Origin of the sequence: Gordonia sp. ABKF26 (assembly GCF_041103195.1) — a bacterium.
Classification (GTDB): Bacteria; Actinomycetota; Actinomycetes; order Mycobacteriales; family Mycobacteriaceae; genus Gordonia; species Gordonia terrae.
In genome coordinates this window covers 4,158,690-4,182,727 of sequence record NZ_JBGCVZ010000003.1, presented here as the reverse complement: position 1 = coordinate 4,182,727, position 24,038 = coordinate 4,158,690, and the positions used below count along the sequence as shown (strand labels likewise).

Annotated in this window: 24 protein-coding genes; 19 read left to right on the top strand and 5 right to left on the bottom strand. The window is 70.0% G+C overall.

Going from position 1 to position 24,038, the window contains the following annotated elements; genetic code table 11:
• Nucleotides 1-2 precede the first annotated feature (2 nt).
• Nucleotides 3-1,679: a long-chain fatty acid--CoA ligase gene (locus AB4Z55_RS19340; RefSeq protein WP_369520319.1), complete on the bottom strand. Its 1,677-nt coding sequence runs from the start codon at nt 1,677-1,679 to the stop codon at nt 3-5.
• The gene (locus AB4Z55_RS19335; RefSeq protein ID WP_369520318.1) at nt 1,676-2,716 is read right to left on the bottom strand and encodes an LLM class flavin-dependent oxidoreductase; all 1,041 of its coding nucleotides are present in this window, start codon (nt 2,714-2,716) and stop codon (nt 1,676-1,678) included. The genes AB4Z55_RS19340 and AB4Z55_RS19335 overlap by 4 nt, the downstream gene beginning before the upstream one ends.
• A gap of 214 nt (nt 2,717-2,930) precedes the next feature.
• Between AB4Z55_RS19335 and AB4Z55_RS19330 the strand changes: the two genes are divergently transcribed.
• The 6 genes from AB4Z55_RS19330 (at nt 2,931) to AB4Z55_RS19305 (ending at nt 9,095) form a co-directional block, all read left to right on the top strand.
• A complete protein-coding gene (locus AB4Z55_RS19330) occupies nt 2,931-3,296 on the top strand; it encodes a hypothetical protein (protein WP_369520317.1) in 366 nt (121 codons plus the stop codon).
• Nucleotides 3,293-4,396, top strand: coding sequence for a hypothetical protein (locus tag AB4Z55_RS19325; RefSeq protein ID WP_369520316.1), 1,104 nt, complete (start codon nt 3,293-3,295; stop codon nt 4,394-4,396). The genes AB4Z55_RS19330 and AB4Z55_RS19325 overlap by 4 nt, the downstream gene beginning before the upstream one ends.
• The gene (locus AB4Z55_RS19320) at nt 4,393-4,653 is read left to right on the top strand and encodes a hypothetical protein (RefSeq protein WP_101819128.1); all 261 of its coding nucleotides are present in this window, start codon (nt 4,393-4,395) and stop codon (nt 4,651-4,653) included. The genes AB4Z55_RS19325 and AB4Z55_RS19320 overlap by 4 nt, the downstream gene beginning before the upstream one ends.
• A gap of 10 nt (nt 4,654-4,663) precedes the next feature.
• On the top strand, nt 4,664-5,647 hold the full coding sequence (locus AB4Z55_RS19315; protein WP_369520315.1) for a dienelactone hydrolase family protein: 984 nt from the start codon (nt 4,664-4,666) through the stop codon (nt 5,645-5,647).
• A gap of 100 nt (nt 5,648-5,747) precedes the next feature.
• Entirely contained in the window at nt 5,748-7,610 is a 1,863-nt protein-coding gene (glmS, locus tag AB4Z55_RS19310) for a glutamine--fructose-6-phosphate transaminase (isomerizing) (RefSeq protein WP_004019175.1), read from the top strand.
• A 9-nt stretch (nt 7,611-7,619) separates the two neighbouring features.
• Nucleotides 7,620-9,095: an NAD(P)H-hydrate dehydratase gene (locus AB4Z55_RS19305; protein ID WP_369520314.1), complete on the top strand. Its 1,476-nt coding sequence runs from the start codon at nt 7,620-7,622 to the stop codon at nt 9,093-9,095.
• Here the strand turns inward: AB4Z55_RS19305 and AB4Z55_RS19300 are convergent.
• A complete protein-coding gene (locus AB4Z55_RS19300) occupies nt 9,043-9,513 on the bottom strand; it encodes a hypothetical protein (protein WP_239400532.1) in 471 nt (156 codons plus the stop codon). The genes AB4Z55_RS19305 and AB4Z55_RS19300 overlap by 53 nt on opposite strands.
• A 173-nt stretch (nt 9,514-9,686) precedes the next feature.
• Between AB4Z55_RS19300 and alr the strand changes: the two genes are divergently transcribed.
• The 8 genes from alr (at nt 9,687) to groL (ending at nt 16,966) form a co-directional block, all read left to right on the top strand.
• Nucleotides 9,687-10,871, top strand: a complete 1,185-nt coding sequence (gene alr, locus AB4Z55_RS19295) for an alanine racemase (RefSeq protein ID WP_354560115.1) — start codon at nt 9,687-9,689, stop codon at nt 10,869-10,871.
• On the top strand, nt 10,868-12,007 hold the full coding sequence (locus AB4Z55_RS19290; protein WP_239400529.1) for an alpha/beta fold hydrolase: 1,140 nt from the start codon (nt 10,868-10,870) through the stop codon (nt 12,005-12,007). Before alr ends, AB4Z55_RS19290 begins: the two co-directional genes overlap by 4 nt.
• On the top strand, nt 12,004-12,480 hold the full coding sequence (gene tsaE, locus AB4Z55_RS19285; RefSeq protein WP_004019181.1) for a tRNA (adenosine(37)-N6)-threonylcarbamoyltransferase complex ATPase subunit type 1 TsaE: 477 nt from the start codon (nt 12,004-12,006) through the stop codon (nt 12,478-12,480). Before AB4Z55_RS19290 ends, tsaE begins: the two co-directional genes overlap by 4 nt.
• A complete protein-coding gene (gene tsaB, locus AB4Z55_RS19280; RefSeq protein ID WP_064571652.1) occupies nt 12,477-13,187 on the top strand; it encodes a tRNA (adenosine(37)-N6)-threonylcarbamoyltransferase complex dimerization subunit type 1 TsaB in 711 nt (236 codons plus the stop codon). The genes tsaE and tsaB overlap by 4 nt, the downstream gene beginning before the upstream one ends.
• Nucleotides 13,184-13,693, top strand: a complete 510-nt coding sequence (gene rimI, locus AB4Z55_RS19275; RefSeq protein ID WP_064571634.1) for a ribosomal protein S18-alanine N-acetyltransferase — start codon at nt 13,184-13,186, stop codon at nt 13,691-13,693. The genes tsaB and rimI overlap by 4 nt, the downstream gene beginning before the upstream one ends.
• Nucleotides 13,690-14,736, top strand: a complete 1,047-nt coding sequence (gene tsaD / locus AB4Z55_RS19270; RefSeq protein WP_354560117.1) for a tRNA (adenosine(37)-N6)-threonylcarbamoyltransferase complex transferase subunit TsaD — start codon at nt 13,690-13,692, stop codon at nt 14,734-14,736. Before rimI ends, tsaD begins: the two co-directional genes overlap by 4 nt.
• A gap of 194 nt (nt 14,737-14,930) precedes the next feature.
• On the top strand, nt 14,931-15,230 hold the full coding sequence (gene groES, locus AB4Z55_RS19265; protein WP_004019185.1) for a co-chaperone GroES: 300 nt from the start codon (nt 14,931-14,933) through the stop codon (nt 15,228-15,230).
• A gap of 119 nt (nt 15,231-15,349) precedes the next feature.
• Entirely contained in the window at nt 15,350-16,966 is a 1,617-nt protein-coding gene (gene groL / locus AB4Z55_RS19260) for a chaperonin GroEL (protein ID WP_064571632.1), read from the top strand.
• A gap of 102 nt (nt 16,967-17,068) precedes the next feature.
• On the opposite strand, the gene AB4Z55_RS19255 is transcribed toward groL, so the two are convergent.
• Nucleotides 17,069-17,365 (bottom strand): WhiB family transcriptional regulator, encoded by a 297-nt coding sequence (locus AB4Z55_RS19255; protein ID WP_004019187.1) that lies wholly within the window; start codon nt 17,363-17,365, stop codon nt 17,069-17,071.
• Nucleotides 17,366-17,780: 415 nt separating this feature from the next.
• Between AB4Z55_RS19255 and AB4Z55_RS19250 the strand changes: the two genes are divergently transcribed.
• The 3 genes from AB4Z55_RS19250 to AB4Z55_RS19240 all read left to right on the top strand — a co-directional run bounded on the left by AB4Z55_RS19250 (nt 17,781) and on the right by AB4Z55_RS19240 (nt 20,521).
• Nucleotides 17,781-18,713: a hypothetical protein gene (locus AB4Z55_RS19250; RefSeq protein ID WP_354560119.1), complete on the top strand. Its 933-nt coding sequence runs from the start codon at nt 17,781-17,783 to the stop codon at nt 18,711-18,713.
• Between the two features lie 175 nt (nt 18,714-18,888).
• Nucleotides 18,889-19,476: a sigma-70 family RNA polymerase sigma factor gene (locus AB4Z55_RS19245; RefSeq protein WP_033203601.1), complete on the top strand. Its 588-nt coding sequence runs from the start codon at nt 18,889-18,891 to the stop codon at nt 19,474-19,476.
• Complete coding sequence (locus AB4Z55_RS19240) at nt 19,460-20,521, top strand: anti-sigma-D factor RsdA (protein WP_004019190.1); 1,062 nt, start codon at nt 19,460-19,462, stop codon at nt 20,519-20,521. The genes AB4Z55_RS19245 and AB4Z55_RS19240 overlap by 17 nt, the downstream gene beginning before the upstream one ends.
• A 133-nt stretch (nt 20,522-20,654) precedes the next feature.
• On the opposite strand, the gene AB4Z55_RS19235 is transcribed toward AB4Z55_RS19240, so the two are convergent.
• Nucleotides 20,655-21,044, bottom strand: coding sequence for a DUF5319 domain-containing protein (locus tag AB4Z55_RS19235; RefSeq protein ID WP_064571630.1), 390 nt, complete (start codon nt 21,042-21,044; stop codon nt 20,655-20,657).
• A gap of 147 nt (nt 21,045-21,191) precedes the next feature.
• Here AB4Z55_RS19235 and guaB point away from each other — a divergent pair, with 147 nt between their 5' ends.
• Nucleotides 21,192-22,703 (top strand): IMP dehydrogenase, encoded by a 1,512-nt coding sequence (gene guaB / locus AB4Z55_RS19230; protein ID WP_064571629.1) that lies wholly within the window; start codon nt 21,192-21,194, stop codon nt 22,701-22,703.
• Nucleotides 22,704-22,790: 87 nt separating this feature from the next.
• Nucleotides 22,791-23,948, top strand: a complete 1,158-nt coding sequence (locus tag AB4Z55_RS19225; RefSeq protein ID WP_033203751.1) for a GuaB3 family IMP dehydrogenase-related protein — start codon at nt 22,791-22,793, stop codon at nt 23,946-23,948.
• Nucleotides 23,949-24,038 lie beyond the last annotated feature (90 nt).

Genomic DNA, 24,038 nt, shown 5'->3' with positions numbered 1-24,038 from the left:
CGTTAGGAATCGCCGTGCGTCACCGGAACGGGAGAATCCGCGGCGGTTGTGGGTTCCCACAAGTCGGGCGTCCCGGCGGCCTGCTCACGGAGCGCCCGTTTGTCGAGTTTCCCGACGCTCGTCCGCGGGAGACGGTCGACGGCGACGATCAGGTCGGGCACCCACCAGCGCGGGACCCGCGCGGCCAGCTCCGCCCGGACCTCGTCCACGTCGAGGCCGTCCTCGCCGACGATGTAGGCAACCGGTCGTTCCTGCCAGCGCGGATGCGGAACGGAGACCACCGCGGCCTCCTGGATCGACGGATGCTCGAGCAGTGCTTCTTCCAGGGCGACGGAGCTGATCCATTCGCCGCCGCTCTTGATGAGGTCCTTGGTTCGATCGACGATCGAGAGACAACCGTGTTCGTCGATGATCCCGATGTCACCGGTGCGCAGCCAACCGTCGTCGAACCTGTCCGGATGGTCCGCACGGTAGTAACCGGTGGCGACCCAGGGGCCGCGGATCAGGATCTCACCGCGGCTGATCCCGTCGTGGGGCATGACCTGGCCGGCGTCGTCGACGAGTTTCCACTGCAGGCCGGGCAGGAGCCGACCTTGCTTGCGGATGTACGTCCAGCGCGATTCCGGGTCGTCATCGGTCGAGGCAGGAGGGCGTGAGAAGGTCGCCATCGGCGAGATCTCGGTCATGCCCCATCCCTGGAAGACGGGCACGCCGAGATCCTCGAGGTCGCGGATGAGGCCGAGCGTCGGCGTCGACCCGCCCAGGACGAGCGCTCGGAGGCTGCTCAGGTCGGTGCCGGCCTGTCGCGCGTGGACGAGCAGGTCCACCGCCACGGTCGGCACCATGCCGGTGTAGGTCACCCGCTGGGCGGCGATGATGCCGGCGATCTGCGCGGGTGTGGGGTGCGGGCCGGGCAGGATCTGCGACGCACCGGACATCAACGCGGCGAACGGGACCCCCCACGCGTTGGCGTGGAACATCGGGACCACGAGGAGCGCGCGGTCGCGTTCGGAGATCGCGTGGCCGTCCGCGAGGCACGCCGCCATCGTGTGCAGATACAGCGACTTGTGGGAATACCCAACCCCCTTCGGGGCCCCGGTCGTGCCCGAGGTGTAGCAGAGCACCGCGAGGTCGTCGTCGGCGCGGGCGATGGGCGACGCAAGCGGCTCGGCCGATCCGACCATCGAGTCCAGCGACGGTCGTCCGACGCCCCCGTCGCCGGTGCAGTTGCCGTCGCCGTCCTCGTCGATCGACACGATCGAGATGTCCGGGCGCTGCGCCCGCACGTCGTCGAGCAGGTACTCCAACGACCGGTCGGCGAAGATCATCGTGTCGTCGGCATGGTCGACGATGTAGGCGATCTCCGGTGGCGAGAGTCGGATGTTGATCGTGTGCAACACGGCGCCGGCCAATGGCACGGCGAGGTAGAGCTCGAGGTGACGACGGTGATTCCAGGCGAGTGTGCCGACCCGGTCGCCCGGGCGTACGCCGCTCGCGATGAGGGCGGCCGCGAGCCGCATCACCCGATCGGCGTACTCGCGATAGGTGTATCGGAAGACCTCCGCACCGTCGATGTGATCCACGATCGCCTTGTCGCCGAACATGTCTCGGGCACGGAAGAGGAAGTCGGTGATCACGAGTGGGTGGGCCGCGGGAGTGGGTACCTCGGCCCCGATCACGCGGGCACCTCGACCGCCGCCGCGGCGGCGAGTCTGGCCCGGACCTCGGGGATGACCGCGGTGGCCAGCAATTCGATGCGTGCGCTGCCGCTGTCGACGTCTTCGCCGGGCAACTGCGCCCAGAAGTGGACATCCTCGATCTGCGGGGTCTGCGTCAGGAGCGTCGTGAGTTCGTCGACGGCGGTTGCGGGATCCCACAATGTGACGGAGCCGGCGTCGACGAGCTGGTCGGGTTCGGTGAACTGCGGAACGGGTCCGAACGCGCCCATCTCGATGTACTTGTTGATCTGGTAGAGCGCATGGCCGCCGATCCGCGACCATTCCCGCTCCGGGTCGTCGGCGATGATCGTCCACTGTCCCGCGAAGATACGTCCCTCCGAGCGGGGCCGTCCGAGGCGTTCGAGTGCGTCGAGGTACGAGGCGTGATGGGCGTTCTGGGTGCTGAGGAACCCGTCACCGATCCGCGCAGCACGCTCGATCGCCGGGTCGGCCATCGCCCCGACGAGAAGGTCCGGGGTGATCTCGGGGGTGGGGGTCACCGGTAGGGCCGGTTTGTGAAGGCGTTTGCCGTCGAACGGGTCGGCAGAGCCCGACCAGCATCGGCGCACGATCTCCACACCCTCCTCGAGCAGGCTCGGCCGGTTGATGAGACGCCGATCGAAGGCGGCGAACTCGGGTGCCCAATATCCCTGGCCCACGCCGAGCGAGAATCGTCCTCCGGTGAGCAGCGAGAGGGTGGCCGCGTCCTCGGCGAGCCGGATGGGATTGTGCAGCGGCGACACCACGAGGTTGGTGCCGATGCGCATGGTCGTCGTCCGATCACCGATCGCGGATGCGAGGAGGAACGGTGACGGGGTGTAACCGTCGTCCATGAAATGGTGCTCGGTCAGCCACGCCGAGTCGATCCCGATGGACTCGGCCCACGCGATCTGGTCGAGTGTCGCGCGATAGAAATCCCCGAAACCCCTGGTGGCGCCGTCACTCGCGGGGTTGCGGAAGTCGTACCAGAGTCCGAAGCTCGCGCTCGACGTTCTCATTGCATGTCCTCTCGACGCCTGTGTGGTCGATGTCACTCTCGATGATCGTCGTCGGTGACGGAAGGTCACGCGGTCGTGGCCCTTGTCGGAAATCCCAACCGCGGAGATTCGGGGCGATGGAACCGGAGGGCGGCCGCGTGCGTCCAAGGTTCATGTCGTGGCGGTCCGCGTCGGGGTGGGTACGATCACGGCACGTCGTCGAGGGGGTGGGGACATGAACGACACCGGCACGCAGCGGATCGCGATGGATGTCGGCCAGGTGTCGGCGGTCGCGTCGTACTACCGCAGGTCCTCACTGGTGCTGTCGGCGGTCGCCGACGATCTGGCCGCGCACGACTTCGGGGCCTGGGCTCGACAATCCACGGTGCGGGACGCCGACTCCGTCACCTTCGGACCATCGGCGGCGACCTACGCAGACATGAGCACGACCCTGTCGCGCCGGTTGCGCGTACAGGCCGCCGCAGCCGCGGCGCTCGCCGACACCCTGCGCAACAGTGCGCTGACCATGGCCGACGGCGACGGCCGCGCGGCGGTGGAGATCTCGCGAGCGCTACCCGCGGCGGAGGTGGACGGCCGGTGAGGCGCGGCGCGGACTCGCTGTCGGTGCTGAGATCTGATGCCCGGGAAGGCGTCGAGGCGCTGATCGAGCTCGTGTCGGTGGGGCGCCTGATGGGGATCGGTGCGCCCGACGAGTCCACCATCCGCAACGGAGTGGGTGCCGTCGACGGCTTCGACATCGCGGCACTGTCCGCGGACAGTCGAGCCCTGGTGTCGGCGCATCGCGCCGTGTCCGAACAGCTCCACCATCTCCCCGAGCAGCAGGTCCGGCTCGACGACGGCTGGAACAGCGAGTCCGCGACCGTCGCGATCGCCACGGTCATCGATCATCAGCGTCGTGCCGAGTCGGATCTGCACATCCTGCGCACCCTCACCGAGGCCACCTCGGCCGCAGCGTCGGGTATCGACCGGTTGTTACGCACCTTCTATCTGACGCTCGCCCGGTTGTCGGCGCCGGCCGCTGCCGGTGTGCCGCCGGCAGAGCTGCCGCAGGCGGTGCTCACCGGTCGGGTGCCGATGGGGGTGGCGGTCGAGGACATCTCGTCGAGGCTCGCCCTGTTCACCACGTCGCTGGAGACCACGACCCGGGGTGTCGCCGGGATTCTCGACCTCCTGAACCGGTCCGTCGACGGCATCGATGACGAGGCGTATCCGGTCGACGCCGAGCGCTCGGGCCGCGTTCCGTCCGCGATGCCCGATCCGCCGCCTGCGACACCGGACCCACCGGTCGCGTCGGCGCCCGTGCACACCGTCGCCGCGCCCTCGCCGGTCACCCAGACGTGGCTCGCCGAATCGACCACCGAGGACCGAACCCACGAGATCGGTGCCGCGAGTGCATCCGCCGTGTCCGCTTCGGCACCCGACGAGGTCGAGGCAGCCCGCGCCGTCCCCGAACCCGATGACGGAATCGACATCCCTTTTCGGCTCGGCGGCACCGAGGGACTCGACGCACCCGTGGCCACCGTCGAGGAGGCAACCGCCGAAACCGGGCCCGCCGAAACCGAACCCGCCGAAACTGGATCCGCTGACACCGAACCCGCCGGACCTGATTCACCTGGGCCGACACCGGACGCATCGTCCGACCGGTCCTCGGGTGACCTCGCCCTGGCAGGCGACCAGTGAACCTCGCCGATCAGATCGAGGCGATGGCCCGCACCGCGACCGCCGGTGTCGCCGAGGCATCGCACCTGTTCTCCGCGCAGCAGCGTGACCTCGAACTCGCGATGGCCGACCATCGTCGCAACGCGGTGCGGTCCGAGACACAGCGGCTGCGCGACGATCTCGAGAACGACGCCGATGCCGCGGACGCCACCCCGGGCATTCTGCTGCCGGCCGACGTGGCCGACGCCAGTCCCCATCTGCCGCCGCCGAACACATAGGCTGTCTGCTGTGCCAGGCAAGAAGCAGAAGCCGCAGTCGCCCGCGAAGCTGATGTCCGCGCTCGCCCGACGCGGCCCCCATCGTGTGTTGCGCGGCGACCTCGGGATCGTCGGAACCCCGGGCGTCGTCTTCACTCCCGCCGAGGGCGAACGACTCCCAGCCGTCGCGTTCGGCCACGGATGGATGACCTCGGTCGAGCGGTACCGCGACCTGTGTCACCACCTCGCGTCGTGGGGCATCGTCGTCGCCGTCCCCGCGGGTCAGCGCAGCCTGCTGGTGTCCGATGACGCGATGGCCGCCCAGCTCCGCTCGGCACTGTCGATCGTGACGAGGGTCCCGCTCGGCTTCGGCGAGATCACCGTCGACCCGCGCAAGATCGGGTTCGCCGGTCACGGCTTCGGTGCCGCCGCCGCGGTACTGGCCGCATCGGAGGGCGTGCTGCACGGCCAGCCGCAACCGCAGGCCCGCGGGGTGGTCGCGCTGTTCCCGGCACCGACGACCTCCGCGCTGCTGCCCGCGGCCCGTCGGTTGAGTGCTCCGGGCCTCATCGTCTCGGCCATCGGCGAACTCGACACCATCGACGGCAACGCGCTCCCGCTTGCGCAGGCGTACGGGTCGGAGTCGTCGGCCGACCCCCGGCCGGCCGCGGTGCTGCGCACCCCGCCGGGCGCCACCTCGCGCGGACTGATCGAACACCGGTCCATCAAGTCGTTGCTCGGCGGCAACGGCGCCGACAAGAAGACCCACACCGCGGTACGGGCGATGACCACCGGATTCCTGCTGCACACCCTCGACGGCGACGACCGCTACGAGGCCTTCGTCGACGCCGACACGGTGCTCGGGAAGGTGCCTGCGGTGGATCTCGACGATCCTCCGGAGATGCAGGACAAGATCGCCAAGTTGCTGGGCGCGAAGGAACGCAAGCGCCGCCGCGCGGCGAGCCCGGTGCCGTCCGGTGCGCCGAACGCGGTGGTGCCCGACACCATCGAGTGACGGCGGTGCGGAATCACCCGATCGGGGCCCGTTGTGACCCCGGCTCGGGACGCGACGCGGCGCGCTGCCACTCCCGCGTCCGCAGGTACCCTGACTAGCTATGTGTGGAATCGTGGGATACGTGGGGCGGCGCGATGCCCTGGACATCGTCGTCGACGCGCTGCGACGGATGGAATACCGCGGATACGACTCGGCGGGCGTCGCGATCCTCGACGGCGAGGGAAGCACCGCCATCCAGAAGAAGGCGCTCCGACTGGAGAACCTGGAGAAGCAGATCGCCACCGTCGGTCGCGAATCCCTGTCGGGGACCACCGGAATCGGACACACCCGCTGGGCGACGCACGGCAAGCCGACCGATCGCAACGCGCACCCGCACGCCAGTGACGACGGCAAGCTCGCCGTCGTGCACAACGGCATCATCGAGAACTACGCGGAACTGCGCGCCGAACTCGAGGAGGACGGGGTCGAGTTCACGTCCGAGACCGACACCGAGACCGCCGTGCACCTGGTGTCGAAGTACTACGCGCTGGGTCCGACCGCCGGCGACTTCGTGGCCAGCGCCTACGCGGCGCTCCGTCGTCTCGAGGGGGCCTTCACCCTCGTGTTCACCCACGCCGACCACGCGGACACCATCGTCGCGGCGCGACGGTCGACACCGCTCGTGGTGGGCGTCGGGAAGGGTGAGATGTTCCTCGCGTCGGACGTGACCGCATTCATCGAACACACCCGGGACGCAGTCGAACTCGGCCAGGACGAGGTCGTGGTGATCACCGCCGACTCGTACACGGTCAGCGACTTCGACCAGAACGTCCGCGAGGGCAAGCCGTTCCACATCGACTGGGATCTCGCCGCCGCGGAAAAGGGTGGCTACGACTTCTTCATGCTCAAGGAGATCGCCGAGCAGCCGCGCGCGATCGCCGACACCCTCCTGGGGCATCTGCAGAACGGCCGCATCGTGCTCGACGAACAGCGCCTGACCGACGACGACCTACGCGACGTCGACAAGGTGTTCGTGGTCGCCTGTGGAACCGCCTACCACGCGGGTCTGCTCGCCAAGTACGCGATCGAGCACTGGACCCGACTCCCGGTCGAGATCGAACTCGCCAGCGAGTTCCGCTACCGCGACCCGGTGCTCGACCGGTCGACGCTGGTCGTCGCGATCTCGCAGTCCGGTGAGACAGCCGACACGCTCGAAGCCGTCCGGCACGCGAAGGACCAGAAGGCTCGCGTCCTGGCCATCTGCAACACCAACGGCGCACAGATCCCGCGGGAATCCGACGCGGTCCTCTACACCCACGCCGGCCCCGAGATCGGCGTCGCGTCGACCAAGTGCTTCCTCGCGCAGATCGTCGCCGCCTACCTGGTGGGCCTCGCGCTGGCGCAGGCCCGGGGCACCAAGTACGCCGACGAGGTCGCCCGCGAGTTCGCGGCCATCGAGGCGATGGCCGATTCCGTCGCCCAGGTGCTCGACACCATGGAACCGGTGCGCGAACTCGCGCGCTCGCTGGCGCATCACAACACGGTGCTGTTCATCGGCCGCCACGTCGGATATCCGGTCGCGCTCGAAGGTGCCCTCAAGCTCAAAGAACTCGCGTACATGCACGCCGAGGGGTTCGCGGCGGGTGAGCTCAAGCACGGGCCGATCGCCCTGATCGAGGACGGGCTGCCGGTGATCACGGTCATGCCGTCCCCGGACGGACGCGCCGTGCTGCATTCCAAGATGGTCAGCAACATCCGCGAGATCCAGGCCCGTGGCGCGCGCACGATCGTCATCGCCGAGCCCGACGACGTGGCCGCCCGTGCGGTCGCCGACGAGTTCATCCCGATCCCGAAGACGCCGACACTGCTGCAGCCCCTGGTCTCGACGGTCCCGCTGCAGGTGTTCGCCGCCAGCGTCGCCCAGGCGCGCGGCTACGACGTCGACAAACCGCGGAACCTGGCCAAATCGGTGACCGTCGAATAGTCGATCCGCATGCCGATCCGCTATCTGACGGCTGACGAGGTCCGCGACGCCGAGCGGGCCTCGGGGGACCTGCTCACCGGCGGCGTCCTGATGCGCCGGGCGGCGCATGGGGTCGCCCAGGTGATCGCGGCGGAGCTGAACCGGACCGGCGGCTGCTACGGACGGGCGGTCGGCGTCGTCGTCGGTGCCGGGGACAACGGTGGCGACGCGCTGTTCGCCGGCGCCGAACTGTGCCGCCGCGGAGTGCGGGTCGAGGCGGTCCTCCTCGCTCCGGACAAGGCCCACGCCGCCGGTCTGGCGGCCTTCCGCGCCGCCGGCGGACGGACCGGTGAGCGACTCCCCGACGGACTCGACGTGATCGTCGACGGCGTGGTCGGTCTCGGCGGCCGGGGTCCGTTGCGGACGAACGCCGCCGAGGTCTTCGCGGGTGTCGATCCGGACACCACGGTCGTCGCGGTGGATCTGCCGTCGGGTGTCGACGCCGACACCGGTGAGGTCCACGATCCGGCGGTTCGTGCCGACATCACGGTCACCTTCGGGGTCCGGCGTCGTGCGCATCTGCTCGCCGCTCCGCACTGTGGGGCGGTCGTCCTGGTCGACATCGGCCTCGACGATGTCCTGCCCGCGACGAGCCGACTCGCCACACCGACGCTCAGCGCGCTCGTCGACGACGAGATCGACTGGCCCACACCGGGTCCCGGAGATGACAAGTACACCCAAGGGGTCGTCGGGGTCATCGCCGGGTCGCATCGGTACCCCGGCGCCGCGGTCCTCGCCACCGGCGCGGCGGTGACCGCGACCTCGGGGATGACGCGCTTCGTCGGGTCCGCGCACGCCGAGGTGGTGGCGCGGTGGCCGGAGGTCGTCGCGACGCCCGATCTCGCCGACGCCGGTCGCGTCCAGGCGTGGGTCCTCGGCCCCGGGATGGGTACCGACGACGCCGCCGCGGCGACCCTGCGGACGGTCCTGGCCACCGACCTGCCGGTCCTCGCCGACGCCGACGCACTGACCCTGATCGCCCGCGACCCCGGTCTCGTCGACGGACGGACGTCGCCGACCCTGCTGACACCCCACGCCGGCGAGTTCGCCCGGCTGACCGGCACCGAGCTGGGCGCCGACCGTCTCACCGCTGTCGCCGACCTCGCCGCGAGGTGGGGCGTCACGGTGCTGCTCAAGGGGCGCGTCACGCTGGTCGCCGACCCGACGGGTCACGTCCTCGGCAACGACGCCGGGTCGTCGTGGGCCGCGACCGCCGGGGCCGGGGACGTCCTGTCGGGGGTGGCCGGGGCCCTTCTTGCCGCCGGGACACCGCCTCGGATCGCCGGTGCGGCGGCCGCGCGCGTCCACGCCCGGGCGGCGGAGCTCGCGAGTGGCGGCGCGCCGATCGGGGCGTCGGCCCTGCTGTCGGCGCTGCGTCCGGCGATCCGCGAGTTCACCACGCGCCGAGCACGAACACGAGTGGGTACAGCGCCGTCAGCGCGGTGAACGCGGTGACCGACGACAGCACGATCGCATCGGCGATGATGCCCGCGCGCCGCAGCGCGCCGTGCCGGATGCGCTGGGTGACCGAGATGGCCAGCGCCGCGCAGGCGGCGACCGCCGCGACGACCCCGACGCCGAAGGCGACCAGGGCCGCGACCCCGTAGGCGTCGGCGGGTTCGCCGGCCATCGCGTGGCCGAGGGCGAGCAGGAAGAGCACCCCGGCCGTGATGAACGCCACCCAGGCGATCGCATTGGCGGCCCAGGAGGTCAGCGATGCGCTCAGGCCCGGACGGGCGGGGCCGGCGGGCGGGATGATCGGATCGACGGGGGAGAAGGCGGCGAGGTCCTGGCCGTACGGCGGGGGCGCGAGGCGGGCGGGGGCGAACACGGCGGTGGCCTGCGGATTCGGATTGTTGTACATGGTGACTCCGTGGGTGCGGCGACGGTCGGGACTGCAGTGGGGTCCACTCAACCGCCCGGAGCACGCCGGTGCATCGGTGTGACTACTCAGACCCCGTCGGTAGATCGTCGCCCTCCTCTCGCTGCGGGCAGCCGGGGTCGGCCCGACCCGGCGATCTGGGACAATGAACGACGATGACTTCCCCTGCTCTGACCGCGACCGTCGATCTCGGCGCGATCGCCCACAACGTCGGTGTGCTGCGTGCCGTCTCGGGTTCCGACGTGATGGCGGTCGTGAAGGCCGACGCCTACGGCCACGGCGCGCTGCCGGTGGCGCGTGCCGTGCTCGCCGCGGGTGCCACCGAACTCGGTGTCGCGCACCTCACCGAGGCCGCCGCGCTGCGGGCAGCCGGCATCGACGCCCCGATCACGGCATGGCTGCACACGCCGGGTGCCGACTTCGCCGGTGCGATCACCGACCGCATCGACATCGCGCTCTCGTCGATCGCGCAGCTCGACGCGGTGGTCGCCGCCGCGCGGCGCGTCGGTCGACCCGCCCTGGTGACCGCCAAGGTCGACACCGGCCTCAATCGCAGCGGCGTCGCGGTGGACGAGTGGGCCGACTTCGCCGAGCGGGTCGCGAAGGCACACGCGGACGGATCGGTGATCCTGCGCGCGGCGATGTGCCATCTCGCGCGCGGAGACGAGCCCGAGCACCCGTTGAACGACGCCCAGGCGCAACGGCTCGACCTCGCGGTGGCCGACCTGGTCCGGCTGGGGGCGACGCCGCAGAGGGTGCACATCGCCAATTCGCCGGCGGCGCTGACCCGCCCGGATCTGGCCCGTGACCTCGTCCGTCCCGGGATCGCCGTGTACGGCCGCACCCCGGTGCCCGCACAGGGCGACTTCGGGCTGATCCCGGCCATGACGCTGACCGCGCGCATCGCGCTCGTGAAGAAGGTGGCCGCGGGGCAGGGCGTGTCCTACAGCGAGACATGGATCGCGCCGCGCGACACGGTGGTCGCCGTGGTCGCCGCGGGATACGCCGACGGCGTACCGCGACTGTTGTCGGGCCGCATCCGGGTCCGGATCGGTGATCGGATGTTCGACGGCGTGGGCCGGATCTGCATGGATCAGCTGGTCGTCGACCTCGGACCGGACGGGGCCGGTGTCCGCGAAGGGGACGAGGCCGAACTGTTCGGCACCGGAGCCGCCGGCGGCCCGACCGCGAAGGACTGGGCGGACGCGATCGGCACCATCGACTACGAGATCGTCTCGCAGGTCGGGACGCGGGTGGTCCGTAGGTACGTCGGCGAGAGGGTCGCCGGGGTAGATTCCGAGGACACGGTGACACCCGAGAACGCGGGGACCGGACAGTGAGCGGGGCACCACTGGTGGACGATTCCGAACGCGTCGGATTGCTGGCCGGGGTGGCGGGGATCGCCGCCCTGGGCGGTATGGCGGCCGTGGGGGCGGCACGAAACATCGCTCGCAAGAGTGTGGTCGGCCGGGCGGACCCACACGCCGACGTCGACCTCACCGCGCTCTACGGCGAGCGGGCGACCACGGTCACCACCGATGACGGCCTCGAGCTGGCGGTGCGGATCGTCGACCTCGGGACGGTGACGGCCGACTCGGCGCCCGACCTGACGATCGTGTTCGTGCACGGCTTCAGTCTTCGGTTGTCGAGCTGGCACTTCCAGTGCGAGCAACTCGCCGCGGAGTGGTCCGACCGCAACTACCGTCTGGTGTTCTTCGACCATCGGGGTCACGGGGAGAGCGACCCGGCTCCGACCGAGACGTGCACGATCGCCCAGCTCGCCGACGACGCGGCAGCCGTGGTCCGGGCCACCGTCCCGGTCGGACCCGTTGTCCTCGTAGGTCATTCGATGGGGGGCATGACCCTGATGGGCCTCGCTCGCCGCCACCCGGCACTGTTCTCGACCCACGGTCCGGTGGCCGGTGTGGGTCTCGTGGCGACGGCATCGCGCGGTATCACCGACGCCGGACTCGGTGAGGGACTGCGCAATCCGGTGGTGGACGCCTTCCGGATGAGTGTCCGCCGCGCCCCGCGCCTCGTACAGGCCGGCCGCGGACTGACCCGCTCGGCTCTCGAACCGGTGCTGGTCGCAGCGAGTTTCGGACCGACGTTCTACAGTCCGGCGCTCGGTGCGGCGGTGGACAAGATGATCCAGAGCACGCCGATCGAGACCATCGTGAACTTCTTGCACGCGTTGGAGATCCACGACGAATCCACCGCCCTGCCGGTGATCGCGCAGGTCCCGACCACGGTTGTGTGCGGCGATCGGGACCGACTGACGCCGCTGCGCAACTCGGTGCGGATGTACTCCCAACTCGGCGCCGACTCGCGACTGGTGGTCGCCAAGGGCGCCGGTCACATGGTCCAGATGGAGGAGCCGCGTCTGGTGAGCGACGCGATCGTCGAACTGGTCGACCGCGCGCGGGTCGCGCTGCCTGCTCCCCGCCGGCGCTGGTGGAAGCGAGGCCGGGGATGAGCCGACCGGGTCCCGGCGGTGCGCGTGAACTTCCCGACGTCGCCGACACCGAGGCCTTCGGTGCCGAGCTGGCGTCGACCCTGACCGCGGGGGACGTGGTCATCCTCGACGGACCGCTGGGTGCGGGGAAGACGGCGCTGGCCCGCGGGATCGGAGCCGGGCTCGGCGTCGTGGGCCGGGTGACGTCGCCGACCTTCATCATCGCGCGCGAGCACCGACCGGGCCGCCCAGACCGACCGGGGATGGTCCACGTCGATGCGTACCGGCTCGGCGGCACCGGGAACGGTTCCGGCGTCCTCGACGAGCTGGACGCCCTCGATCTGGACTCCGACCTCGACGAGGCGGTCGTCGTCGTGGAGTGGGGTGAGGGCGTGGCCGAGCGGCTGGCCGATCGGCATCTCGTCGTGCGGCTGCGCCGGGACGCCGACAGCGATGTGCGACATGTGGAGTGGGAATGGGTGAGCGCCGAATGAGCGAGGGTCTGGTGCTGGCGGTCGACACCGCCACCGACTCGGTGGTGGCCGGAGTGGCCGCCCTGCACGACGGCGAGGTGCGGGTCCTGGCCGAGCGTGTGGTCGCCGACCATCGGCGGCACGCGGAACTGCTCACCAGCCTCATCGCCGAGAGTCTCGCCGAATCCGGCGCCGCCCGAACCGATCTGACCGCGGTCGTCGTCGGCTGCGGGCCCGGGCCGTTCACCGGGCTCCGGGTCGGGATGGCGACCGGCGCCGCCTTCGCCGATGCGCTCGGGATCCCGGCGTACGGTGTGTGCTCCTTGGATGCACTTGCCGCCGAAGCCGATCCGGGCGCCGCCGATGCCTCGTCTCGGATTCTCGTGGTGACCGACGCGCGCCGGCGTGAGGTGTATTGGGCGCTGTACGGGGGCGGCCGCCGGCTGCGCGGGCCCGAGGTGGCCGCGCCCGGGGTGGTCGCCGATGAACTCGCCGCCGACCGGTCCGCAGGACGGATCGGGGCTGCTGCCGGTTCTGCCGCCCATCTGGAGCTCACCGGCTGGACCGGCGGCGCACCCGCGATCGCGGTACCGACCGTCCGCGGGCTCATCGCGGCCGCGGCCGCCGACATCATCGCCGGACGGGAGCCCGCACCCCTTGTCCCGCTGTATCTCCGACGCCCCGACGCCGTCGAGCAGAAGGACCGCCGGGCGGGTGCGGCGCGATGACCACACCCGAATTGATGATCGACGCCCTCACCTACGGCGACATCCCGCGCTGTGCCGCGCTGGAACGGCAGATGTTCGCCGACGATTCCCCCTGGCCGGCAGCGGCTTTCCGGGCCGAACTCAACGCGCCCTACAACACCTATTTCGCGGCGCGGGAACGCGCCGGGGCCGACGTCATCGGGTATGCGGGCGTCTCCCTGCTCGGACAGCCGGACGCCTGGGAGTGCGAGATCCACACCATCGCCGTCGATCCGGACCATCGGGGCCGGGGAGTGGGCAAGGCCCTGCTCGAGGCCATGCTCGTCGTCGCCGACGAGAACGACGCCCCGGTGTTCCTCGAGGTGCGCACCGACAACGACGTGGCGATCGCGCTGTACTCGCGGCACGGGTTCAGCACCGCGGGTCTTCGCCGCAACTACTATCAGCCGTCCGGCGCGGATGCCTACACGATGTTGCGGCTACCGGTCTCGGGCCGGCCGCTCGAACCGGAGGAGGGCCCCGCGTGATCGTCATGGGTATCGAGAGTTCCTGCGACGAAACGGGTGTCGGCATCGTCCGGTGGACGCCGGGCGACGGTGACGCCCCCGGATACGCGACGATGCTCGCCGACGAGGTGGCGTCGAGCGTGGACGAACATGCGCGGTTCGGCGGCGTGGTCCCCGAGATCGCATCGCGTGCGCATCTGGAGGCGATCGTCCCCACGATGCGCCGGGCGCGGGAGACGGCCGGGATCGACCGTCCCGACGCCATCGCCGTCACCATCGGCCCGGGCCTGGCCGGTGCGCTGCTCGTCGGGGTCGCCGCGGCGAAGGCCTACGCACTCGCCTGGGATGTGCCGCTGTATGCGATGAACCATCTCGGCGGCCACGTCGCGGTGGACACCCTCGAGCACGGACCCATGCCGGAGTGCGTCGCACTGCTCGTGTCCGGCGGGCACACCCACCTCCTGCACGTCACCGATCTCGCCGAGCCCATCGTCGAACTCGGCACCACGGTCGACGACGCGGCGGGGGAGGCCTTCGACAAGGTCGCCCGTCTGCTGGACCTCGGCTTCCCGGGCGGTCCGGCACTCGACAGCGCCGCCCGCGCGGGCGACCCGGGCGCGATCGCCTTTCCGCGCGGGATGACCGGTCCCCGCGACTCGCGGCACGACTTCTCGTTCAGCGGAGTGAAGACTGCTGTCGCACGGTATGTGGAGAAATGTGAGCGAGACGGCGCGGAGGTGCCCGTCGCGGACGTGGCGGCCTCGTTCCAGGAGGCGGTCGCCGACGTGCTGACCATGAAGGCGGTCCGTGCGTGCCGTGACCTCGGCGTGGACACCCTGGTCCTCGGGGGCGGCGCGACCGCCAATTCACGCATCCGGTCGCTCGCCCAGGAGCGCTGCGCGGCGGCCGGGATCGACCTGCGGGTGCCCAAGCCGCGGCTGTGTACCGACAACGGGGTCATGATCGCGACCCTCGGTGCCCATGTGATCGCGGGGGGAGCGCGGCCGTCACCGCTGACCGTGGCGTCGGACCCGGCGATGTCGGTGCGAGTCAGCCAGCTGTAGTCGAGGGTCGTCGACGGATTCGCGGGCAGCGAACACGTCCGGGTTTTTGCAGCCACCACCCTTGAGTGCTGGCACTCGCATGTATAGAGTGCTAGTTGGCGCTGAGCGAAGCCTCGGATACCCGCGACGACGGGGTTTCACAGGGCCGTGAACGTGCAGATTCTTTCTCAGTACGAAAGTTGAGGACTCACATCGTGGCGAGCGTGAACATCAAGCCGCTTGAGGACAAGATCCTGGTGCAGGCCGTCGAGGCCGAGACGACCACCGCCTCGGGCCTGGTCATCCCGGACTCCGCCAAGGAGAAGCCGCAGGAAGGCACCGTCATCGCTGTCGGCGAGGGTCGGGTCACCGAGCAGGGCAACCGCGTCCCCGTGGACGTCAAAGAAGGCGACACCGTCATCTACAGCAAGTACGGCGGCACCGAGATCAAGTACGCCGGCGAGGAGTACCTGATCCTCTCGGCACGCGACGTCCTCGCCGTCATCGGCAAGTAGGACCGGCCGAGTTAGACCCCGCGAGCCGTTTTCGCGTCTCACATCGCCCCGGCGCCCCGTGCAGGGGTACCGGGGCGATGTGCGTTGCGGCGATCGGCTCCTGCTGAAGAAAGTGATTCATGGCCAAGCAGATTGAATTCAACGAAACCGCGCGACGGGCGCTCGAGCGAGGCATCGACCAGCTCGCCGACACCGTCAAGGTCACCCTCGGCCCCCGCGGACGGCATGTCGTCCTCGCCAAGGCCTTCGGCGGACCGAGCGTCACCAACGACGGCGTCACCATCGCCCGCGACATCGAACTCGACGATCCGTTCGAGAACCTCGGCGCGCAGCTGGTGAAGTCCGTCGCCACCAAGACCAACGACGTCGCGGGCGACGGCACCACCACCGCAACGGTTCTCGCGCAGGCGATGGTCAAGGCAGGTCTCCGGAACGTGGCGGCCGGGTCCAACCCGATCGCCCTCGGGCAGGGGATCAGCAAGGCTGCCGATGCGCTCAGCGAGGCCCTGCTCGCCGCGGCCACCCCCGTCTCGGGCGAGAAGGCCATCGCACAGATCGCCACCGTGTCCTCCCGGGACGAGGAGATCGGCGAGATGGTCGGCAAGGCGATGACCGCGGTCGGCGCCGACGGTGTCGTCACCGTCGAGGAGAGTTCCGGACTGAGCACCGACCTCGAGATCACCGAGGGCGTCCAGTTCGACAAGGGCTTCCTCTCGCCGTACTTCGTCACCGACGTCGACAGCCAGGAAGCGGTCCTCGAAGACGCGCTCGTGCTGCTCTACCGCGACAAGATCAGCTCCCTGCCGGAGTTCCTGCCGCTGCTGGAGAAGGTCGTCGAGGCGGGCAAGTCGCTGCTGATCGTCGCCGAGGACGTCGAGGGCGAGCCGCTGTCGACCCTCGTCGTCAACTCGATCCGCAAGACGATCCGCGCCGTCGCGGTCAAGGCGCCGTTCTTCGGCGACCGCCGCAAGGCCTTCCTCGAAGATCTCGCGGTCGTCACCGGCGGAACCGTGGTCTCCTCCGACATCGGTCTGAGCCTGTCGACCGTCGGCCTCGAGGTGCTCGGCTCGGTCCGCCGCGTCGTCGTCACCAAGGACGCGACCACCCTGGTCGAGGGTGCCGGGACCAAGGACGCGATCGCGGACCGTTCGGCCCAGCTCCGGCGCGAGATCGAGCAGTCCGACTCCGACTGGGACAAGGAGAAGCTCGCCGAGCGTCTGGCCAAGCTCTCCGGTGGTGTCGCCGTCATCCGTGTCGGCGCGGCCACCGAGACCGCCCTCAAGGAGCGCAAGCACCGCGTCGAGGACGCCGTCGCCGCGGCCAAGGCCGCGGTCGAGGAGGGCATCATCCCCGGCGGTGGCTCGGCCATCGTGCAGGCGTCGAAGAAGCTCGACGCACTCGCCGAGTCGCTGACCGGCGACGAGGCCCTGGGCGTGCGGGTCGTACGCGACTCCGCGCGTGCACCGCTGTACTGGATCGCCGCGAACGCGGGCCTCGACGGTGCGGTCGTGGTCGACAAGGTCGCAGGCGCGGCCGACGGCTCGGGATTCAATGCCGCCAGCCTCACCTACGGCGACCTGGTCGGCGAGGGCATCATCGATCCGGTGAAGGTGACCCGTTCAGCAGTCGTCAACGCGGCATCGGTGGCCCGGATGGTGTTGACCACCGAGACCGCCATCACCGACCAGCCGGCCGACGAGCCCGCCGGTCACGCCGGTCACGGGCACGCGCACTGACGTAGAACCTCGCCGGTCGCACACCGACGAACACGAGAGCCGGGTATCCCCGCAGGGATACCCGGCTCTCGCCGTCGTCAGATGGGCTCGTCGCCCCGGGCCTCAGCTGGCCATCCGGCGGCCGACGCCGCGCTTCATCAGGATGCTGCGCTCGGATTCGGAGAGGCCGCCCCAGATGCCGTACGGCTCCGCCACCGCGAGGGCGTGCTCCCGGCACTGCGCGATGACCGGGCACTGGTGGCACATCTCCTTCGCGCGGCGCTCACGTTGCGCTCGGGCCCGGCCGCGCTCGCCGTCCGGATGGAAGAACATGGCCGAGTCGACGCCGCGGCAGAGTCCTGACATCTGCCAGTCCCAGATGTCAGCGTTGGGGCCGGGGAGATGATTGGGCTGAGGCATGACAGCTACTCCTTGTCGTGGGCCGCACCGAGGTGCTCGGTGAGAAACGTCGATTTCCTGCAACGCTGAACTCACATTAAGCGGGCCTGAGAAATGGCGTCAATAGGCCCGAAATGGGACGTGATTGCCGCGAAAGTCTCAGAAATGTTAACGGCGGGTTAGGTGATGTCGGTCGGATAGCACAGCAGTGGCGAGGGTTTCATGCGGCCCCTGGATCGGATGGTCTCACCCCATGTGACCAGCGAATACAGCGAACCTCGCGTAGTCTTTGTCCAGCGTGACGTGCGCCGGGGTGTGGTGACGTCGAGCGAACCGATTTACACGTCGGAAATCCTCCGATGATGCACCCGTGATCTGTCCAGAGAATTAACGTTGGGAATCGTTCGTTAAATTCATGCAAACCAAAAAAGTCGGAGTGACCAAGAACACCTGGGCGGCGCTCGAGAACGCCGTTGAGCTGCGTCGACACCCGTCCACCGCGTCGGTGGTGGCACCGCTTCTGCGCGCTTGGGCCGACGCGGTCTCCGCCGGTGGACGCGGGGACTACGCGGGCGCGCTGACGACGCTCATCGATCTCGAGCGGGTCGTCGGTCCGCAGACCGGCCCGTCGACGCCTCCGGGACCGCGAACCGCACTGCTGTCGCTCTGCCAGAGCACCCGCGCATCGCTGGTGCGTCAGGCCGGGCGTCATCGGATCGCACATGGGATCGACGGCCGGTCCCTCGCGACCGTGGGTCTCTCGGATGGGATGGGATCGCCGGGCCCGGCCGAGGTCTCCCTGACGCGTGCCGCGGTCGCGGACGGACTCATCGGGCTCGCGGCCGACAATCTGGGCCTGCTGAGATTCGGTGCCTCTCGCCGGCTGCTCGATCGGGCGAGGTCGGTTCTCGACCCGTCTCCCGGACCGGCCCGGGGTGAATGGTCCTGGCAGGCGCCGGACGCCGATTGGGCCACGGCGACCCGCTGTCGGTTGCGCTGGGAGTGGGTGAGCGCCGAACTCGGTCTCTATCGTGGCGACGTCTCGACCGGGCTCGGCCATGCCCGGGCGGGGGCCTTGTTGATCCGGGAGATACAGGAGGCGGGAACCCCGGTTCCGGCTCGGCATCGCATCAAGACCGATCTCATCGCCGCAGCCGCCACCGCGGGTGGTGGGGATCGCGGCGCCGCGGCGACGGCTGCGCGGGGTGTCGCCGACGACGCTCGCGACGAGGGTCTCCTCCCGCTGGAGTGGGCCGCGATCAGTCTGCTGCTGGGCACCGGGTCCGCCTCTGACGACGACGCCGCACGCCACCGCGAGCTCCGCGCCACGCTGATCGGCAAGGGCATGGCGCTGATGCCCGGGGGTTGATCGCTAAGGTGTGTTGGGGTCTGCCACGCCGTCGCCGCCGGGGACGTCGGGGAACGCTGCTCACCAGCCGCGGTCCACGACGGTCGCCACCGGCGGCGTCACCGTGTCGGGGCCCGTACCAGGACTGGCGGCGAGGCCGGTTGGCCGATCTGTAACACGGGGATTCCTACGCGCGATGAAGTTGACAGGTGGTGAGTTGAACGACGCCGTCCGGGCCGCGGGCCAAGGCGATCGTGCCGCTCTCACGTCAGTTCTCGAAAGCGTGCAGGAACCGATCCTGCGCTACTGCCGAGGACGCATCGGGGTCGGGGAACGCCATCTGTTCTCCGCCGACGACATCGCGCAGGAGGCATTGATGGCGGTGATGACCGCACTGCCCCGTTATCGGGACCAGGGCAAACCGTTCATGGCCTTCGTCTACGGCATCGCGTCGCACAAGGTTGCCGACGCCATGCGGGTGGCGGCGCGGGTGAAATCGGACCCGGTCGACGAGATCCCCGAGGTCTCGCACGTCGCCGGCGGTCCGGAGCAGTTCGCCATCGACGCCGACGGCAGCAGACGGATGCGAGCCCTGCTGGGCATCCTGCCGGAGAAACAGCGCGAGGTCCTGGTACTGCGGTTGATCGTCGGCATGTCGGCGGAGGAGACCGCGCAGGCCATCGGCAGCACTGCCGGGGCGGTGCGAGTCGCCCAGCACCGGGCGCTGGCGAAATTGAAAGACGAGTTGAGACGGACAGGAGGTCACGATGAGCGGACAGTCTGATTGGCGTAGACGCCGTGTCGTCGGTGGTGACCAGCCGAACCGACCCGGCCAGCCACCGGCGCATCGCCGTGCGCCGGGTGCGAGTGGCCCGTCGCCGGCCGGTCCCGGACCCCGACCGCTGGACTCGGCTCCGTCAGGCGTCGATCCCGCCTCGGTCGAGGACGACGCCCTCGACCTCTCCGAGGTCAATTTCGACGAGAACTTCCTCGACGCGCTCACCCGCGACGTGCCGGTGCCGACCCGCGACGCGGCCGAATACCAACTGGCCGAGATGCTGTCGGGCTGGAAGTCCGAGATCATGTCCACCCCGGAGCCGGAGCTGGTGTCCGTCGACGATGTCGAACGGGCGATCGGCACCACCGAGCGGGCCAGTCGCGGGCGCCGGATGGTCCGTCACCTCCGCGTCGTGTCGGGTGCGGCCGCGATCGTCATCGTCGCGGCGGCCGGTCTGACCGTGCTCTCCGAGGGCTCGCAACCCGGTGACCCGCTGTGGGGCATCAAGCAGGTCGTGTTCGCCGAGGCGGCGTCGCAGACGCAGGCCGCGCACGATGTCCGCAACAATCTCGAGCGAGCCGAGGCCGCGATCGCGGCGGGCGACCCGGGCGCGGCGGCCGGCCTGCTGGCCGAGGCGCAGGAACGCATGGGACCGATGGACAGCGAGATGCGCGACGAGATGACCGAGTGGATGAACCGCATCCGCGACGGCGCCGGTCTGCCGACCGAACTCACCGTTCCCGCGCCGTCGACCGGCGCGGAACAGCCGGCCACGACCGAGCCGACCCGACCGGATCTGACCAGCCGCGAGGACGAGCCCTCGTCGCCCGGCGAGTCGACCCCGCCCGGTGGCGGTACCGATGAGCCGACCACGCCGTCCGAGCAGACGAGCGAACCGCAGGTGCCGTCGACGGTCCCCTCGTCGAGTGCTCCGACACAACCCTCGACGCCGTCCTCGAGCACCAAGGTCACGCGTTACCCGGCCGAATTCCCCGAGATCCCGTGGACCCCGCCGCCCGGTGTGGATGCATCGGGTCGGCCGATCGGCTGACGACCCCGGCACCACGTTCAACGAGTGAGGCCCTGCACCGAAGCGGTGCAGGGCCTCACTCGTATGGTCTGGCCGACGACTCGGTCACCGGACCGGCGAGCCGATGCGGGCTGTCCGCGTTCGTCTGCGGCAGTCAGCGTTCGTCGTCGAGATGGCTGCGCGCGTCTGCGTACCCGCGGCAGTAGTCCCACGTGACGTAGGCATCCGGGCGTGGATCCACCGCCGGCTCATGGGGCCGGACGGTGCCATCGATGAGAAGCTGGATCAGGTTGGCGCGCAACATGTCCCAGTCGTGGTAGTGGTCTTCGTGGCAGTCTTCGCAGACCACGACGAGGCCGCGCACGCCGCGATTGGCCAGCAACGCCTCGTAGAGTGCGAGATCGGCGAGATCCTCCTCGACCGCGAGCCGTTCGTTCTCGTCCAGCGGGATACCCGGTTCCACGCTGTCCAAGGCGGATGCGGGATCGCTGGGATCGTCGGCGAACGGGTCCGGCGGGAGGCCGGGTGGCAGGTGGTCACGCACCTCACCACCGTAGCCGATCCCCAGCCGCCCGCGCCGCAAGCATTCACCGGTCCCGGCGGCCGTGACCGGAGTCGATCAGGCGGTCTCACCGGCACGAAGACGCCTGTGTGACGATCGCCGCACCAGGGGAGTCGATACGATGGTCCGATGACTGCTGTTCGTACCGGTGGAGACGATCCCGGCAAGGTCGCGATGCTCGGCCTGACCTTCGACGACGTCCTGTTGCTGCCCTCGGCGTCGGACGTGATCCCCAGCGAGGTCGACACCTCGTCGCGGGTGACCAAGAACGTGACGTTGCGGGTCCCGCTGGTGAGTTCGGCGATGGACACCGTGACCGAGTCCCGGATGGCGATCGCCATGGCCCGTGCCGGCGGTATGGGTGTCCTGCACCGCAATCTGTCGATCGAGGAACAGGCCGGTCAGGTCGAGACGGTCAAGCGGTCCGAGGCCGGGATGGTCACCGATCCGGTCACCTGCACGCCCTCCCACACGCTCGCCGAGGTGGATGCGATGTGTGCGCGCTACCGCATCTCGGGCCTGCCCGTCGTCGACGACAAGGGTGAGCTCGTCGGCATCATCACCAACCGCGACATGCGCTTCGAGGTCGACCAGAGCCGACCGGTCGCCGAGGTCATGACCAAGGCGCCGCTGATCACCGCCCAGGAAGGGGTCTCCGCGGAGGCCGCGCTGGGACTGCTGCGCCGGCACAAGATCGAGAAGCTGCCGATCGTCGACGGCAACGGCCGGCTGACCGGACTCATCACCGTCAAGGACTTCGTCAAGACCGAGCAGCATCCGCTGGCGACCAAGGACTCCGACGGACGGTTGCTCGTGGGCGCAGCCGTCGGCACCGGCGACCCGCAGTGGGACCGTGCGATGGCACTCGCCGACGCCGGCGCGGACGTGATCATCGTGGACACCGCCCACGCGCACAACCGGCTCGTGCTCGACATGGTGGCCAAGCTGAAGGCCGAGGTCGGCGACCGCGTGGACGTGGTCGGCGGCAATGTGGCGACCCGTGAGGCCGCGCAGGCGCTCGTCGATGCCGGTGCCGATGCGGTGAAGGTCGGCGTCGGCCCGGGCTCGATCTGCACCACCCGCGTCGTCGCGGGCGTCGGCGCCCCCCAGATCACCGCGATCCTCGAAGCGGTGGCGGTCTGCCAGAAGGCCGGTGTGCCCGTGATCGCCGACGGCGGTCTGCAGTACTCCGGCGACATCGCCAAGGCACTCGCCGCCGGCGCGTCGACCGCGATGCTCGGTTCGCTGCTCGCGGGCACCGCCGAGGCGCCCGGCGAGCTGGTCCTCGTCAACGGCAAGCAGTTCAAGAGCTACCGGGGCATGGGCTCGCTCGGTGCGATGCAGGGGCGTGGGCAGGCGAAGTCGTACTCGAAGGACCGCTACTTCCAGGACGACGTCCTGAAGGAGGAGAAGCTGGTTCCCGAGGGCATCGAGGGACGCGTGCCGTTCCGGGGCCCACTGTCGCAGGTGATCCACCAGCTGGTCGGCGGCCTGCGTGCCGCCATGGGCTACACCGGCGCGTCGACGATCCCGGATCTGCAGACCGCGCGGTTCGTCCAGATCACCGCGGCGGGACTGAAGGAATCCCATCCGCACGACATCACTCTGACCGCCGAGGCGCCCAACTACTATTCCCGCTGAACTCCCCGAGGCCGTTCCCGCCGGACTCGTCCGGCGGGCCAGGCCGTAGGGTCGTTGTGCAGCTGAACTCCGCAGAAAGGCGCAGTGGTGCGTGACCTCGTCGAAATCGGCATGGGCCGGACAGCCCGACGGACCTACGAACTGGGGGACATCAGCATCGTCCCGTCCCGTCGGACCCGTTCGTCCAAGGACGTCTCCACGGCGTGGCAGATCGATGCCTACCGGTTCTCCTCGCCGATCCTGAGTCATCCGACCGATGCCCTGGTGTCGCCGTCGGTCGCGATCGAACTCGGCAAGCTCGGTGCGCTGGGGGTCCTGAACGGCGAGGGGCTGTGGGCCCGTCATCGCGACGTCGAGGCCAAGATCGCCGAACTCGTCGCGATCGCGGCGGAGGATCCGGATCCCTATGCGGCGGTTCGGCATCTGCAGAAGCTGCATGCGGCTCCGCTCGACAGCGGCCTGCTGGGCGAGGCCGTGGCGCAGGTCCGCGATGCCGGCGTCACCACGGCCGTGCGGGTCAGCCCTCAGCATGCGCCGGAACTGACCCCGGCGCTGCTGGCCGCCGGGGTCGAGATCCTGGTGGTGCACGGCACGATCATCTCGGCCGAGCACGTGGCACAGGTCGACGCCGACGGCGCCGCGCGCGAACCGCTCAACCTCAAGACCTTCATCGCCGACCTCGACGTGCCCGTCATCGCGGGCGGCGTGCACGATCACCGCACCGCCCTGCACCTGATGCGGACGGGCGCCGCGGGCGTCATCGTCGGCTACGGCTCGGCCGCGGGGGCCACCACGACCGGCGAGGTCCTCGGCATCGGTGTGCCGATGGCGACCGCCATCGCCGACGCCGCCGCCGCGCGTCGCGACTACCTGGACGAGACGGGCGGTCGCTACGTCCACGTCATCGCCGACGGCGACATCCACAGCTCGGGCGACCTGGTCAAGGCGATCGCCTGCGGCGCCGACGCCGCGGTTCTCGGAACCTCGCTCGCCGCAACGAGTTCGGCGCCCGGCAACGGCTGGTACTGGCCGTCGGCCGCGGCGCACCCGGACACCCCGCGCGGCGCGCTCCTGCAGGTCGCCGCGGGCGAGGACCGCCCGAGTCTGGAGCGTGTCCTCAACGGGCCGTCCGATGATCCCTACGGCGAACTGAACGTCGTCGGGGCGCTGCGTCGTGCCATGGCGAAGGCCGGGTACTGCGACCTGAAGGAGTTCCAGCGCGTGGGGCTGTCCGTCCACGCCTGAGTGCCCCTCACCAATGAGGTGCGAGGGGCGGTAGCCGTCCCCGCGCTGCCTGAGGAGCGCCCGGAGCCTGCGGAGGGCGTGTCACGAAGG

Excerpts from the sequence above, each read along its gene's own strand:
- AB4Z55_RS19335 (WP_369520318.1), bottom strand. The coding sequence starts at position 2,716 with ATGAGAACGTCGAGCGCGAGCTTCGGACTCTGGTACGACTTCCGCAAC.
- AB4Z55_RS19330 (WP_369520317.1), top strand. The coding sequence starts at position 2,931 with ATGAACGACACCGGCACGCAGCGGATCGCGATGGATGTCGGCCAGGTG.
- glmS (WP_004019175.1), top strand. The coding sequence starts at position 5,748 with ATGTGTGGAATCGTGGGATACGTGGGGCGGCGCGATGCCCTGGACATC.
- AB4Z55_RS19305 (WP_369520314.1), top strand. The coding sequence starts at position 7,620 with ATGCCGATCCGCTATCTGACGGCTGACGAGGTCCGCGACGCCGAGCGG.
- AB4Z55_RS19300 (WP_239400532.1), bottom strand. The coding sequence starts at position 9,513 with ATGTACAACAATCCGAATCCGCAGGCCACCGCCGTGTTCGCCCCCGCC.
- alr (WP_354560115.1), top strand. The coding sequence starts at position 9,687 with ATGACTTCCCCTGCTCTGACCGCGACCGTCGATCTCGGCGCGATCGCC.
- tsaE (WP_004019181.1), top strand. The coding sequence starts at position 12,004 with ATGAGCCGACCGGGTCCCGGCGGTGCGCGTGAACTTCCCGACGTCGCC.
- tsaB (WP_064571652.1), top strand. The coding sequence starts at position 12,477 with ATGAGCGAGGGTCTGGTGCTGGCGGTCGACACCGCCACCGACTCGGTG.
- rimI (WP_064571634.1), top strand. The coding sequence starts at position 13,184 with ATGACCACACCCGAATTGATGATCGACGCCCTCACCTACGGCGACATC.
- groL (WP_064571632.1), top strand. The coding sequence starts at position 15,350 with ATGGCCAAGCAGATTGAATTCAACGAAACCGCGCGACGGGCGCTCGAG.
- AB4Z55_RS19255 (WP_004019187.1), bottom strand. The coding sequence starts at position 17,365 with ATGCCTCAGCCCAATCATCTCCCCGGCCCCAACGCTGACATCTGGGAC.
- AB4Z55_RS19245 (WP_033203601.1), top strand. The coding sequence starts at position 18,889 with ATGAAGTTGACAGGTGGTGAGTTGAACGACGCCGTCCGGGCCGCGGGC.
- AB4Z55_RS19240 (WP_004019190.1), top strand. The coding sequence starts at position 19,460 with ATGAGCGGACAGTCTGATTGGCGTAGACGCCGTGTCGTCGGTGGTGAC.
- guaB (WP_064571629.1), top strand. The coding sequence starts at position 21,192 with ATGACTGCTGTTCGTACCGGTGGAGACGATCCCGGCAAGGTCGCGATG.